This window comes from Streptomyces sp. NPDC054834 (genome assembly GCF_053611185.1).
In genome coordinates, this window is sequence record NZ_JBSGZV010000032.1 from 74,026 (window position 1) to 87,156 (window position 13,131).

The 13,131-nt window shown below is 71.6% G+C and carries 17 protein-coding genes; 8 read left to right on the forward strand and 9 right to left on the reverse strand.

What is annotated here, in order from left to right; translation table 11 throughout:
- Window positions 1-25 precede the first annotated feature (25 nt).
- From ACWGJM_RS33275 to ACWGJM_RS33285, 3 genes are read right to left on the reverse strand one after another with little or no spacing between them, the layout of a single operon-like run.
- Window positions 26-217, reverse strand: coding sequence for a hypothetical protein (locus ACWGJM_RS33275; protein WP_453415469.1), 192 nt, complete (start codon window positions 215-217; stop codon window positions 26-28).
- A 23-nt stretch (window positions 218-240) separates the two neighbouring features.
- The gene (locus tag ACWGJM_RS33280; protein ID WP_453415506.1) at window positions 241-432 is read right to left on the reverse strand and encodes a hypothetical protein; all 192 of its coding nucleotides are present in this window, start codon (window positions 430-432) and stop codon (window positions 241-243) included.
- Window positions 433-455: 23 nt separating this feature from the next.
- Window positions 456-977 carry a DUF6578 domain-containing protein gene (locus ACWGJM_RS33285; RefSeq protein ID WP_453415470.1) on the reverse strand — a complete coding sequence of 174 codons (522 nt, stop codon included), beginning with the start codon at window positions 975-977 and terminating at the stop codon, window positions 456-458.
- A gap of 115 nt (window positions 978-1,092) precedes the next feature.
- Between ACWGJM_RS33285 and ACWGJM_RS33290 the strand changes: the two genes are divergently transcribed.
- Window positions 1,093-1,863, forward strand: a complete 771-nt coding sequence (locus tag ACWGJM_RS33290) for a site-2 protease family protein (protein ID WP_453415471.1) — start codon at window positions 1,093-1,095, stop codon at window positions 1,861-1,863.
- On the opposite strand, the gene ACWGJM_RS33295 is transcribed toward ACWGJM_RS33290, so the two are convergent.
- From ACWGJM_RS33295 to ACWGJM_RS33305, 3 genes are read right to left on the reverse strand one after another with little or no spacing between them, the layout of a single operon-like run.
- Entirely contained in the window at window positions 1,845-2,078 is a 234-nt protein-coding gene (locus ACWGJM_RS33295; protein ID WP_453415472.1) for a hypothetical protein, read from the reverse strand. The genes ACWGJM_RS33290 and ACWGJM_RS33295 overlap by 19 nt on opposite strands.
- Before the next feature lie 4 nt (window positions 2,079-2,082).
- Window positions 2,083-2,787 carry an NADPH-dependent F420 reductase gene (npdG, locus tag ACWGJM_RS33300; RefSeq protein WP_453415473.1) on the reverse strand — a complete coding sequence of 235 codons (705 nt, stop codon included), beginning with the start codon at window positions 2,785-2,787 and terminating at the stop codon, window positions 2,083-2,085.
- Window positions 2,788-2,824: 37 nt separating this feature from the next.
- Window positions 2,825-3,898, reverse strand: coding sequence for a sialidase family protein (locus tag ACWGJM_RS33305; protein WP_453415474.1), 1,074 nt, complete (start codon window positions 3,896-3,898; stop codon window positions 2,825-2,827).
- Between the two features lie 126 nt (window positions 3,899-4,024).
- Here ACWGJM_RS33305 and ACWGJM_RS33310 point away from each other — a divergent pair, with 126 nt between their 5' ends.
- Window positions 4,025-4,621: a hypothetical protein gene (locus ACWGJM_RS33310; RefSeq protein ID WP_453415475.1), complete on the forward strand. Its 597-nt coding sequence runs from the start codon at window positions 4,025-4,027 to the stop codon at window positions 4,619-4,621.
- Between the two features lie 57 nt (window positions 4,622-4,678).
- Window positions 4,679-6,043: an MFS transporter gene (locus ACWGJM_RS33315; protein WP_453415476.1), complete on the forward strand. Its 1,365-nt coding sequence runs from the start codon at window positions 4,679-4,681 to the stop codon at window positions 6,041-6,043.
- Window positions 6,044-6,122: 79 nt separating this feature from the next.
- Here the strand turns inward: ACWGJM_RS33315 and ACWGJM_RS33320 are convergent, their stop codons facing one another.
- Window positions 6,123-6,356, reverse strand: coding sequence for a hypothetical protein (locus tag ACWGJM_RS33320; protein WP_453415477.1), 234 nt, complete (start codon window positions 6,354-6,356; stop codon window positions 6,123-6,125).
- 58 nt (window positions 6,357-6,414) lie between these two features.
- On the opposite strand from ACWGJM_RS33320, the gene map reads away from it, so the two are divergent.
- Window positions 6,415-7,272, forward strand: a complete 858-nt coding sequence (gene map, locus ACWGJM_RS33325; RefSeq protein WP_453415478.1) for a type I methionyl aminopeptidase — start codon at window positions 6,415-6,417, stop codon at window positions 7,270-7,272.
- A gap of 6 nt (window positions 7,273-7,278) precedes the next feature.
- Here the strand turns inward: map and ACWGJM_RS33330 are convergent, their stop codons facing one another.
- Complete coding sequence (locus ACWGJM_RS33330; RefSeq protein ID WP_453415479.1) at window positions 7,279-7,941, reverse strand: PhzF family phenazine biosynthesis protein; 663 nt, start codon at window positions 7,939-7,941, stop codon at window positions 7,279-7,281.
- Window positions 7,942-7,956: 15 nt separating this feature from the next.
- A complete protein-coding gene (locus ACWGJM_RS33335) occupies window positions 7,957-8,586 on the reverse strand; it encodes a hypothetical protein (protein WP_453415480.1) in 630 nt (209 codons plus the stop codon).
- 305 nt (window positions 8,587-8,891) lie between these two features.
- Here ACWGJM_RS33335 and efeO point away from each other — a divergent pair, with 305 nt between their 5' ends.
- From efeO to ACWGJM_RS33355, 4 genes are read left to right on the forward strand one after another with little or no spacing between them, the layout of a single operon-like run.
- The gene (gene efeO, locus ACWGJM_RS33340; RefSeq protein ID WP_453415481.1) at window positions 8,892-10,025 is read left to right on the forward strand and encodes an iron uptake system protein EfeO; all 1,134 of its coding nucleotides are present in this window, start codon (window positions 8,892-8,894) and stop codon (window positions 10,023-10,025) included.
- Between the two features lie 11 nt (window positions 10,026-10,036).
- Window positions 10,037-11,293, forward strand: a complete 1,257-nt coding sequence (gene efeB / locus ACWGJM_RS33345) for an iron uptake transporter deferrochelatase/peroxidase subunit (protein ID WP_453415482.1) — start codon at window positions 10,037-10,039, stop codon at window positions 11,291-11,293.
- A gap of 2 nt (window positions 11,294-11,295) precedes the next feature.
- Window positions 11,296-12,168: an iron uptake transporter permease EfeU gene (efeU, locus tag ACWGJM_RS33350; RefSeq protein ID WP_453415483.1), complete on the forward strand. Its 873-nt coding sequence runs from the start codon at window positions 11,296-11,298 to the stop codon at window positions 12,166-12,168.
- The gene (locus tag ACWGJM_RS33355; protein ID WP_453415484.1) at window positions 12,128-13,120 is read left to right on the forward strand and encodes a hypothetical protein; all 993 of its coding nucleotides are present in this window, start codon (window positions 12,128-12,130) and stop codon (window positions 13,118-13,120) included. The genes efeU and ACWGJM_RS33355 overlap by 41 nt, the downstream gene beginning before the upstream one ends.
- Window positions 13,121-13,131 lie beyond the last annotated feature (11 nt).

Consider the following 13,131-nt stretch of genomic DNA (forward strand, 5'->3'; position numbering starts at 1 on the left):
CCGGGCCCTATTCTCCCCGCTGGACTCACCGCCGGTCACAGGGTTGGCCCGGCGAGGCGCCCGCGGCCTCCAGACCGGCCGGCACCCCCACCGCCGACGTCCGCGTCGGCCTGAGCACGAGCACGGCCGGCAGCGCACGCAACCGCGCTCCGCCCACCGGGACGGACGTACCGTCGGGACGGAGTACCTGGGTGGTGCCGAGAACGCGATACCGCACGGGCCCTATTCTCCCCGCTGGACTCACCGCCGGTCACAGGGTTGGCCCGGCGAGGCGCCCGCGGCCTCCAGACCGGCCGGCACCCCCACCGCCGGCGTCCGCGTCGGCCTGAGCGCGAGCACGGCCGGCAGCGCGCGCAACCGCGCTCCGCCCACCGGGACGGACGTACCGTCGGGACGGAGTACCTGGGTGGTGCCGAGAACGCGATACCGCACGGGCCCTATTCTCCCCGCTGGACTCACCGCCGGTCACGGGGTTGGCCCGGCGGGGCGCCGAGGACGTTCGAGGCGGCGGGCATACCGTCCGTAACGGACGACCGTCGGCGGTGTCCCGTCCCGTGGACGGCTTCCGGGGGGTCGGGAACGTCGAGGGTGACGAGGACGCCGTCCGTGTCCTGCCTGCGCCGGGGTCCCGGGCCGTCGGCGGGTTCGCGGCGGGTGAACCACTTCGGGCAGCTGTCGACCGGTTCGAGCGTCCGCCGGCCGGGCACCGGTGTGAAGGTGCGCGAGCCCGGGCCGGTCTCCGCGTACTCCTGGTGGACGAGGTGGATGGCGCGGACGCGGCCCGTGGCCGTGGGCCACCCGTCGCTGTGGTACTCGACCCGCAGCAGCCCCTCGTACTCCTCCTCGTCCCAGCCCCATGCCCGCATGTCGTCGGATTCCATGGGCACCACCGGCCACGCCACCTCGTCCCCGACCGAGAACGTCCTGCCGCAGCACTCCATCTGCCAGCCCTCGTACAGCGCTCGCCTCAGAACCATTCCCCCACCTTCCTAGGAACCGGCACCCGTCCGCGAGACGTTTTCCCCTTACGCCCGGTACGGTCGGGCTCGCCGACCGCCTCGGCTCCAGCCTCGACCCACAGGAGTCCGCCGCATGACCACCGCCACCACCCGCCACAGCGAGCGGCGGATCAGTCCCGTGTTCGTCGGGATCCTGGCCGTCACCGCGGTCACGGGATGGGCCACCTGGACGGGGTTCGCCGACCAGCCGGGCGTCGCCGTGTTCCTGTTCGTGACGGCCGCCTGGATCGTCTCCCTGTGCCTGCACGAGTACGCGCACGCGCGCACGGCCCTGCACAGCGGTGACGTCTCGGTCGGCGCGAAGGGCTACCTCACGCTGAACCCGCTGAAGTACACGCACGCCCTGCTCAGCATCGTGCTGCCCGTGGTGTTCGTGATGATGGGCGGGATCGGGCTCCCGGGCGGCGCGGTGTTCATCGAGCGCGGCCGGATCCGGGGGCGCTGGCGGCACAGCCTGATATCGGCGGCCGGCCCGCTGACCAACGTGCTGTTCGCGGCGGTGTGCACGGCCCCGTTCTGGCTGAACGCGCTGGACGGGGTGCCCCTCGAGTTCCGCTTCGCCCTCGCCTTCCTCGGGCTGCTCCAGGTGACGGCCGCGGTCCTGAACTTCCTGCCGGTCCCCGGTCTGGACGGCTACGGCGTGATCGAGCCCTGGCTGTCGGACGGCGTCAAGCGGCAGGTGGAGCCGTTCGCGCCGTTCGGACTGCTGTTCGTGTTCGCGCTGCTGTGGCTGCCGTCGGTCAACCACGTCTTCTTCGACCTGGTCGACGCGATCCTGCGGGGGCTCGGGGTGAGCGAGTTCGACACCGCCTACGGCTGGAGCCTCTACCGCTTCTGGGAGTAGCCGGCCCGGCCCCGCCGCAGGTAGTACCAGGTCATGTTGGACGACAGACCGGCGAGCAGCACCCAGACGACCCCCACCAGCCAGCTGCCCTGGACGAAGGAGACGACGGCCGCGGCCACGGCGAGGAGGCACACGACGAGGGTGTAGAGGGCGAGGCGGGGCATTTCGGGGGGCTCCTGTCGGGGGACACTGCTTCGGCGACCAGTGTCCCCCATCCGGTCAGACGTCCGTGATGCGGAGCCCCGCGTGCGCCTTGTACCGGCGGTTGACGGAGATCAGGTTCGCGACCAGGGACTCCACCTGGTGGGCGTTGCGCAGCCGCCCGGCGAAGATCCCGCGCATCCCGGGGATGCGCCCGGCCAGCGCCTGGACGGTCTCCACGTCGGCCCGCTCCTCGCCCAGCACCATCACATCGGTGTCGATCTCGTCGATCGCGGGGTCCTGGAGGAGCACCGCCGAGAGGTGGTGGAAGGCGGCGGCCACCCGGGAGTCCGGCAGCAGCGCGGCGGCCTGCTCGGCGGCGCTGCCCTCCTCCGGCTTCAGCGCGTAGGCGCCCTTCTTGTCGAAGCCGAGCGGGTTGACGCAGTCCACGACCAGCTTCCCGGCCAGTTCCTCACGCAGGGACTCCAGGGTCTTCCCATGCCCCTCCCAGGGCACCGCGACGATCACGATGTCGCTGCGCCGCGCGGTCTCGGCGTTGTCGGCGCCCTCGACGCCGTGCCCGAGTTCCTCGGCGGCGGCCTGCGCGCGCTCGGCGGCCCGCGAGCCGATGATCACCTTCTGGCCGGCCCTGGCGAGCCGGTAGGCGAGGCCCTTGCCCTGCGGACCGGTGCCGCCGAGCACGCCGACGACCAGTCCGGAGACGTCGGGCAGGTCCCAGGGGTCCTTGGCGGGGGCCTTCTGTGCGCTGTCGCTAGAGGTCATGCGCCGACTCTACGTCCGTCGCCCGGGCCCCACCGGCTCAGGTGGTCACCGTCACGGGCACCCGCCGGAACACGATCCGTTCATAGGCGCCGAAGTCGCCGGTCTCGTAGAGGAGTCCGACCGTGCGGGCGTCGATCCGCACCAGGTCGGAGTAGGCGGCGGGCAGACCGTCGACCGTGTGGACGGGCCGCCAGGTACGGCCGGCGTCCGTGGAGGCGCGGACGGTCATCAGGGCCCGGCCGCCGGGGAAGGCGGGGCCGGAGAAGAGCAGCACGTCGGGGTCGCTGAGCTGGAGCACGCTGCCCTGGCAGACGGGGCCGTCCAGTCCGGCCTGCGGACGGAAGGGGGTGCGCAGGGTCCTCCCGCCGTCCTCGGAGTGGGCGTCGGCTCGGTTGCCCGGGGACGGCGAGTCGTTGCGGGTGTTGAAGTAGACGCGCCCGTCGGGGAGTTCGGCGGCGGTGGTCTCGTTCACATTGACGTAGCCGTTCGTGTTCTCGTCGACGTACCCGAGGTACCAGTTCTCGCCCCGGTCGTCGCTGAGCAGGCCGTGGCCGCTGTTGTACTTGGCCTCCGTGCCGGTGTCGGAGCCGGTGGGCGGCAGCGTGTGGTTGCCGGGGACGACGACCCGGCCGGAGCTCAGCTGGATCGCGTGACCGGGGGTGGTGGCGTACCAGCGCCAGCCCGTCTTCTTCACCTGCCTGGTGATCTCCCGGGGCGCCGACCAGGTGGCGCCCTCGTCGTCGCTGTGCTGCACCCACACCCGGCGGCCGGCGGCGTCCTTGACCTTGCCGCGCAGCAGGGCGTCCTCGGAGGCGGTGGCCGCGGAACGGACGTGGACGAGCAGGACCCGGCCGGTGTCGAGGACGACGGGGGCGGGGTTGCCGGCCAGGTCGTCGCCGTTGTCGGCGACCACCTGGAGCGGACCCCAGGTGCGGCCGCCGTCCGCCGACCGTTTCAGCACGATCCGGATGTGCCCGTAGTCCCGCGCGGAGTCGACCCGCCCCTCGCAGAAGGCGAGCAGTCTCCCGGACCGGGTGGCCACCACCGCCGGGATCCGGTAACTGGCGTGACCCTCGCGGCCCGCGCGGAAGGGGACGGTGGCGTCGGTCATAGGGGCGGCTCCTCGGGCGGACGCGGACCTGTGCGGACCTGTGCTGACCGGACACTGTCCCCGAATTGAGCGAATTCGGAGTGAACTCCGCGTCACGAGTGACCGTTTGCGGCACCATGCGGTCGTATGGACGCCGTACGGGTCGCGCTGCTGCGTGAAGTGCTCGCCGGGACCGAGTGGCTGGGCGCCACCCGGCGGTTCGCGGGCGTACTGCGCGGGTCCGTGGTGACGCACGGCGGCGGGCTGCTGCTGGTGGGCACCCCGGAGTACGAGCCCTGGCACCTGGCGGCCCACCTGGTGGACGAGGCCGCCTGGTCGGGCACGCCCGAGTTGGCCCCGACCCTCGTACGACACGAGGCGCGCCCCTCGGACCCGGCGCACCTGGCCGTCGGCCCCGGCCGGCTCGAGGCGGCCCGGCGCGGCGAGACCCTGCTCGTCGTGGCCCCGGCCGAGCCCGCCCCCCTGCTAGAGCGGGTGCACGACGCCCGTCGGGCCGGGGTGACGGTGCTGGCCCTGGGCGCCGGCGGGGGCGAGCTGGAATCCATGGCCCACGAGACCCTGGCCGTACCGGACGGCGCCGAGCTGGACCTGGACAGCGTCCAGCACCTGGTCAGCGCGGCGGCCGGCGAGAACGCCGGCTCCCCGAGAACCCGACGCCGCTTCCGGGACCGCTTGGCCCGGCTGACGGAAATGCTGACGGCACCGCCGCCTGCCCCTTGGTGAGTGTCCCGGGCGAAAAGCGGTTGCCGCGCCCCTGCCCCCGTCCGACGATGACCCCTCGTGACCGACGCCTCCGACACACCCCCCACCGGCAAAGGCCCCGCGGGGATCCGCGCCCTGCTGCCGGATCTCGCACCCTGGCGGGCCTCCGCCGACTTCCGCAAGCTCTGGATGTCCGGGCTGATCAGCAACTTCGGCAGCTTCCTCACCTTCGTGGCGCTGCCCGTGCAGCTGAAGGACCTCACCGGGTCGGCGGCGGCGGTGGGTGCGATCGGCGCGGTCGAACTGGTGCCGCTGGTGGTGTTCGGGCTGTACGGCGGTGCGCTCGCGGACGCGCTGGACAAGCGTCGGCTGATCGTGTGGACGGAGGCGGGACAGGGCCTGCTGAGCGCCGTACTGCTGCTCAACGCCCTGCTGCCGCACTCCGCCGTCTGGCCGCTCTACCTGGTGGCCGCCCTGTCCTCCGCCCTGGTCTCCGTCCAGCGGCCCGCCCTGGACTCGCTGTGGCCGCGGATCGTCGCCCACGACGAGATGCCGGCCGCGGCCTCGCTCAACTCCCTGCGCTGGACGGTCGGCGGCGTGGCGGGACCGGCCGTGGCGGGCGTGGTCGTGGCGTACGCGGGACTCGGCTGGGCGTACGCGGCGGATCTGGCGACGTTCGTGGTCTCACTGGCGTACGTCGTCCGCATCGCTCCGTCCCCCGCATCCCTCCCCCACTCTCGACTTCGCTCGAGCGGGGGGACCCCCATGGCCGCGAAGCCGTCCCTGCGGTCCGTCGCCGAAGGCGCCCGGTACGCCTGGAGCCGCAAGGAGTTGCTCGGCACGTACGTCGTCGACCTGGCCGCGATGTTCCTCGCGATGCCGCTCGCGGTCCTGCCCTTCCTCGCCGACGAGTTGCACGCTCAGTGGTCGCTGGGGCTGATGTACGCCACCGTCCCGGCGGGGGCCCTGCTGGTGAGTCTGACCAGCGGCTGGACCTCGCGGATCCACCGGCACGGGCTGATGGTGGTGCTGTCGGCCGCGCTGTGGGGCCTTGCCGTGGCCGCCGCGGGCGCCTCGGGGAACGTCTGGCCGGCGCTGTTGTTCCTCACCCTCGGCGGCGGCTTCGACATGGTCAGCGGCATCTTCCGGGCCGCCATGTGGAACCAGACGATCCCGGACGAGCTGCGCGGGCGGCTCGCCGGGATCGAACTGCTGTCGTACTCGGTCGGGCCGCAGCTCGGTCAGGTCCGGGCGGGCGGCTTCGCCGCGTGGGCGGGGGTGCGCACCTCCGTCTGGTCCGGCGGGCTGGCGTGCGCGGGCGCGGTCGGGCTGCTCGCGCTCTGCCTGCCGGGGCTGATGACGTACGACGCCCGGACCAACGAGCACGCGGTGCGTATGCGCGAGCGTCGGGCCGCCGGGGCACCCGCGTCGGTGCGGAACTGATCAGTCCTCACGGGTACTCCGCCCGCCGGGGCGCCGTGCGGGCGCGGGCGCCTCGGCACTCCCGCCACGCGCCCGCCTGTCAGTCCTCGTCCGTCTTCCCGCCCGCCGGCGCGTCGTGCCAGCGCGGGTCGTTCTCCCACTGGAGGTTTCGCTCGCGGGCGCTCTCCATCGCGTGTTCGGCCTCGGCGCGGGTGGTGTACGGGCCGAAGCGGTCCTTGGCCGGGCACTCCGGGCCCTCCTCGACCTTCTTGTGGTGCAGGCAGTAGTACCACTCGCCGGGCTTCCCAGCCGTCCGCTTCTTGAACAGGGCCATGACCAGCTCCTCTCGCCACCCACATGTTCCCCCACGCCCGCTGGTTAGACTCGCTGGCATGTCTGGCCAGTCGCTGCTCGTCCCAGGGGAGCTGTCCCCCACCCGTTCGGTCCCCGGCAACATCCGCCGGCCCGAGTACGTCGGCAAGCCCGCGCCGACGCCGTACACCGGGCCGGAGGTGCAGACGCCCGAGACCATCGAGGCGATGCGGCGCGCCGGGCGCATCGCCGCGCGGGCCATGGAGGAGGCCGCCAAGCTCATCGCGCCGGGCGTGACCACGGACCAGCTGGACAAGGTCGCCCACGAGTACATGTGCGACTACGGCGCCTACCCGTCGACGCTCGGCTACCGCGGCTTCCCCAAGTCGCTGTGCACCAGCGTCAACGAGGTCATCTGCCACGGCATCCCGGACTCGACGGTGCTCAGGGACGGCGACATCGTCAACCTGGACGTGACGGCGTACATCGGCGGGGTGCACGGCGACAACAACGCCACCTATCTGGTGGGTGACGTCGACGAGGAGTCACGGCTGCTGGTCGAGCGGACCCGGGAGTCCCTCGACCGGGCGATCAAGGCGGTCAAGCCGGGCCGGCAGATCAATGTCATCGGCCGGGTCATCGAGTCCTACGCCAAGCGCTTCGGATACGGGGTGGTCCGGGACTTCACCGGGCACGGCATCAACTCGTCGTTCCACTCCGGGCTGATCATCCCGCACTACGACAGCCCGCAGGCCACGACGGTCATGCAGCCGGGGATGACCTTCACGATCGAGCCGATGCTGACGCTGGGCACGCACGAGTACGACATGTGGGACGACGGCTGGACCGTGGTGACCAAGGACCGCAAGCGGACGGCCCAGTTCGAGCACACGCTGGTGGTGACCGAGACGGGGACGGAGATCCTCACGCTGCCCTAGGGCCCCCTAGTAGGGCCGCTCGGGCTGGCGCTCCAGGAACACGCGGCCGCCGACCTCCACCCAGCCGCCGGGCTGCGGGGCCGTGAGGATCTGGGATCCGGAGCCCTGGGTGATGTTGAGGGCGCGGCCCAGCCGCTCCGTGAGCAGCAGTGCCGCCGCGCCCGTCGCCTCGTCCTCCTCGATGCCATCGTCCCGGCCGGGGAAGGCGCGGGCGCGGATCCGGCCGGCGGCCTCGTCCTCCCACGCCCAGGCGTAGATCCACTCGCCCTTCGGCGGCACGGGCAGTGCCTCGACCTCGGCGGCGGTCGCGTACTGGCGCAGGGTGCGCGGCGGCGCCCACTCGGCACGGGCCTCGATCCAGCTGAACTCGCCGTCCAGGCGGACGCCGACGACTCCGGCCGGGGTGACCAGTTCGGGCACGTCCAGCAGCCAGCCCACGCCGACGCAGGGGTGACCGGCGAAGGGCAGGCGCAGGGTGGGCGTGTAGATGTCGATGACCCCGCGCTCGGGGTCGTCCACGAACACCGTCTCGCTGAAGCCGAGCTTCGCGGCGAACGCCTGCCGGTCGTCCGGGTCAGGGACCCGTGAGCCGTTGCGGACGACGCCGAGCTCGTTGCCGTATCCGCCGTTGGCCGCGCAGAAGACGCGCAGCACGTCGTAGTCAGTCACCAGGGAATTGAAACATCACGGCGGCGGCCAGGGCGTCCCAGGCGGGGGCGCCGCCGGGGAGCGGCCAGGAGCGCGTGCGGGCACTCTCGTACGGCAGGCCGGCGAGCGCGTCGTCGAGACCCTGAGCACGCGCCGCCGGTGCTGCTCCGTGGCCGACCGCTCCAGCAGCCGGGCCGTCAGCCACTCATGCTCGGCGAGCCGGCCCTCCGGCTCCCACCGCCACTCCTCCTCGTCCATGACCCGGTTCAGCACCACGCACTTCGGGTCCGTCCCCTCGGCCAGTGCCGCCACCGCCCGGTCGTGGCAGTCCAGCAGCAGCCAGCCGGCCAGCGCCGTGACCCACCACAGGAGGACGGGCGCCAGGGTCCCGTCGCGCGCGTACTTGCGGTGGGCCTTCACCCGGGGCGCGTCCGGCGGTGAGAGCGGCCGCAGCGGTACGACGCCCTCCCAGCCGCCCGCGCACCAGTCGAGGCAGCGGTCCGGCCACGCGCGCATGAAGTCGCCGGTCCACACGTACGGCGGGAAGACCTGCCGTTCGGCAAGCTTCCAGCGCGCGTCGTGCAGCGGGCCGTCCGACGATTCCTCCAGCCATCGGGCGCACCGGTGGGCCCAGTTGACGTCCGACCGCATCAGGGCCGAGCGCACGGACGGCAGGGGCGAGCGGTAACCGTCGAGGTGACGGAGGAAGACGCCCGGTCGCTCGCGGACGTCCGATCAGCGGCCCGTACGTCGAGTCCTCCCTGCGCGCCCTCTTCATGTGGTCGGTCTCGAGGACACGCGATCACTTGACCACCTCTTTGCCGATCCATGGGATCGACTTTGAGCCGTCGATATCAAGCCGTGTCTGTGATCTTTCTGTGGGCGCTGAATCAGGGGCCGGGTGGGTAGGACTGAGGTAAGCCTCAGGTAAGTTAGGCCAGCCTCACCACACCATTCCGCTTGGAGCCTGCATGCGAGCCGTCCGACTCACCGTCACCGCCGCCGCGACCGCGGCCGCTCTGACCGCCCTCTCGGCCTGCACGGCGAAGAGCGACGCCAAGGGTGCCGACGCCATCCAGGTGACCGCCGCCGACTCCAAGTGCGACACCTCCGCCAAGTCCGTTCCGGCCGGCCAGGTCACGCTGCGGATCGAGAACAAGGGCAGCAAGGCCACCGAGGTCGAGATCGTCCTCCCGGACGGCCGGATCATCTCCGAGAAGGAGAACGTCGGCCCCGGCACCAAGTACACCCTCACCGCAGAGGTGAAGGCCGGTTCGTACGAGATCGCCTGCCGCCCGGGCATGAAGGGCCACGGCGTCCGGCAGAAGCTCACCGTCACCGGCGGCTCCACCGCCAAGCGGAACCCGCAGCTGGACAAGGCGGTCGCCGACTACCGCGACTACGCCCAGGACCAGGCCGACCAGACGCTGCCGCTGGTGGAGACCTTCGTGAAGGCGGTCAAGGACGGCGACCTCGAGGCCGCCAAGAAGGCCTACGCCCCCTCCCGCCTCGGCTGGGAGCGCACCGAGCCGGTCGCCGAGTCCTTCGGCGACATCGACCCCAAGGTCGACATCCGCAAGGGCGACCTGGAGTCCGGCCAGAAGTGGACCGGCTGGCACCGCCTGGAGAAGGCCCTCTGGGCGGACAAGAAGATCGGCGCCGAGGAGAAGACCCTCGCCGACCAGCTGGCGTCCGACCTGAAGGACTGGCAGAAGCGGGTCGGCAAGGCCGAGATCACCCCGACCTCCATGGCCAACGGAGCCAAGGAGCTGCTGGACGAGGTCGCCACCGGCAAGGTGACCGGCGAGGAGGAGGCCTACTCGCACACCGACCTGGTCGACTTCAAGGGCAACGTCGAGGGCGCGCAGAAGGCGTACGAGCTGCTCAAGCCGGTCGCGCAGAAGAACGACCCGGCGCTCAGCAAGGAGCTGGACAAGCAGTTCACCGCGCTGGACGCCCTGCTCGACAAGTACCGCTCGGACAAGACCTCGTACGACTTCGTCTCCTACGACAAGGTCACCGACGACCAGCAGAAGGAACTGTCGGACGCGGTCAACGCCCTCGCGGAGCCGCTGTCCAAGCTCGCCGCGGCCGTTGTGAAGTAAGGGGGACGACGATGACGGACACCCAGGGAACCAGCCCGTCCCGCCGCGCCCTGATCGGCTGGGGCGGCGCCGGCCTCGCGCTCGGGGCCGCCGCGGCCGGCGGTGCGGTGGCGATGGCGAAGACCGGCGACGACGTGGACCCGGCCGCGGCCGAGGCGGGCGCGGCGGTGGAGTTCCACGGCGCTCACCAGGCCGGCATCGCCACGCCGGTGCAGGACCGGCTGCACTTCGCCGCGTTCGACGTGAAGACCGACGACCGCGCCGAGTTCGTGCAGATGCTGAAGGACTGGACGGCCGCCGCGCGCCGGATGACGGCCGGCAAGGCGGTCGGCGAGGGCGCGTACGGCGGGCTCGCCGAGGCTCCGCCGGACGACACCGGTGAGGCGCTGGGGCTGAAGCCCTCGCGGCTGACGCTGACGATCGGGTTCGGACCGTCGTTCTTCGGGAAGTTCGGGCTGGCGGACAAGCGCCCGGCGGCGCTGGTCGACCTGCCCGCCTTCCCGGGTGACAACCTCGACAAGTCCCGCACCGGCGGCGACCTGTGCGTCCAGGCCTGCGCGGACGATCCGCAGGTCGCCGTGCACGCGATCCGCAACCTGGCCCGGATCGGCTTCGGGAAGGTCGCCATCCGCTGGTCGCAGCTCGGCTTCGGCAAGACCTCCTCGACCACGCCGGACGCCCAGACGCCCCGCAACCTCATGGGGTTCAAGGACGGCACCCGCAACATCGCGGGCACGGAGACGGACCGGCTGAAGAAGTTCGTGTGGGTCGGGGACGGTGACGACGACGGCTCGGCCTGGATGACCGGGGGGTCGTACCTCGTCGCCCGGCGGATCCGGATGAACATCGAGACCTGGGACCGCACCTCGCTCCAGGAGCAGGAGGACGTCTTCGGCCGCGACAAGGGCGAGGGCGCCCCGGTCGGCAAGGCCAAGGAGCACGACAAACCGTTCCTGAAGGCGATGAAGCCGGACGCGCACGTACGCCTGGCGCACCCCGACTCCAACCACGGGATCACCATCCTGCGCCGGGGCTACTCCTTCACCGACGGCACCGACGGCCTCGGCCGCCTGGACGCGGGCCTGTTCTTCCTGGCCTACCAGCGTGACGTGCGCAAGGGGTTCATCCCGTTGCAGCGGCAGCTGTCGGCGAAGGACGCGCTCAACGAGTACATCCAGCACGTGGGTTCGGCGGTCTTCGCCGTCCCGCCCGGCGTCCGGGACTCCGGCGACTGGTGGGGCAAGACGCTGTTCTCCGAGGAGGCGTAGCCGTGTTCTCCAACTACCTGATCGGTCTGCGCGAGGGCCTGGAAGCCAGCCTCGTCGTCTGCATCCTGATCGCCTACCTGGTCAAGACCGGCCGCAGGGACGCCCTGAAGCCGATCTGGGTCGGCATCGGCATCGCCGTCGCCATCGCGATGGGCTTCGGCTGCGTCCTCGAATTCGGCTCCCAGGAACTGACGTTCAAGGCGCAGGAGGCGCTTGGCGGTTCGCTGTCGGTCGTCGCGGTGGGCCTGGTGACCTGGATGGTGTTCTGGATGCGGCGCACCGCCCGGCATCTGAAGTCGGAGCTGCACGGCAGGCTGGACGCGGCCCTGGCGATGGGCACGGGCGCGCTGGTGGCGACGGCGTTCCTGGCCGTGGGCCGGGAGGGCCTGGAGACCGCCCTGTTCGTGTGGGCGTCGGTGCACGCGGCGTCCGACGGCACCCCGCGTCCGCTGGTCGGCGTGGCGCTGGGCCTGGCGACGGCGGTCCTTCTCGGCTGGCTGTTCTACCGCGGTGCCCTGAAGATCAACCTCGCCAGGTTCTTCACCTGGACCGGCGGGATGCTGGTCGTGGTCGCGGCCGGCGTGCTGGCGTACGGCTTCCACGATCTCCAGGAGGCCGACATCATCCCGGGGCTGACGAACCTGGCCTTCGACATCAGCGGCACGATCCCGCCGGACAGCTGGTACGGCACGCTGCTGAAGGGCGTGTTGAACTTCCAGCCCGACCCGACCGTGATCCAGGTCACGGTGTGGCTGCTGTACCTGATCCCGACGCTCGCGCTGTTCCTGTCCCCGGTAGGGTTCGCCTCCGGGAAGGGGAAGGTGAACGCACCTGATGACCAGGGATCGCAGCCCTCGCAGGCTCCGCAGGCGTGACCGGAACGCACTCATAGCCACCTCGCTGACCGCTTTGTCGCTGACGGCGAGCGGATGTGTGGTGGTGCACGGGGAGCGCGAGGTGCTCCCGGCGGCCACCCGCGCCGAGGCCGCGAAGGCGTTGCGGCAGTTCACGGACGCGTACAACAACGCCGACAAGGCGTACGACCGTTCCCTGGACGCGGATCACGTCACCGGCGCCTTCGGCGACATCGACGGGGCCCGGCTGAAGGCCGGGCACGCGAACAGCCCGGGCGGCAACACCGGTCACACCCCGCTGAAGCTGTCGGACGCGAAGTACACCATCGTCAAGAAGGCCGGCTGGCCGCGCTGGTTCGTGGTGGACGCCGCCGCCAACAAGGGCGGTGCCGCGCGCTGGTTGTTCGTCTTCACCCGCGACGATCTCGCCGAGCCGTGGCAGGCGGCGTACGTGACGCTGGTGGCCCCCGGCAACGTGCCCGAGTTCAAGAAGGACAAGGACGGCTGGGGCGAGGCCGTCCCCGCGGCCTCCGCCTCACTGGCCGTCGAGCCGCAGCAGCTCAGCCAGGCGTACGCGACGTACCTCAGGAGCGGCGGGAACGTCTTCGCGGACGGCGCGCACACCAGCGGGTGGCGCAAGGACCGCGCGAAGGGCGCCAAGAAGCCGGGTCTGGTCACGCAGTACATCGACGAGCCGCTGACGAAGGGCGACTACGCGCCACTGGCGCTGCGCACCGCGGACGGCGGGGCGCTGGTGTTCTTCACCACGCACCACTACGAGAAGCAGACCGCCGCCGCCGGCACCTCCGTGCCCACCCCCGGCGACGACGTGAAGGCCCTGACCAAGGGCGAGATCAAGCAGTCGCTGACGCTGGAGCTCGTCTCCAACGAGGTCGCCCTGGACCCGAAGGCGGGCGGCAAGGTGTCGGTACTGGGCCGGATCCAGGGGCTGACGGGGGCTGAGGGCGGCTAGGAGCCCTCACC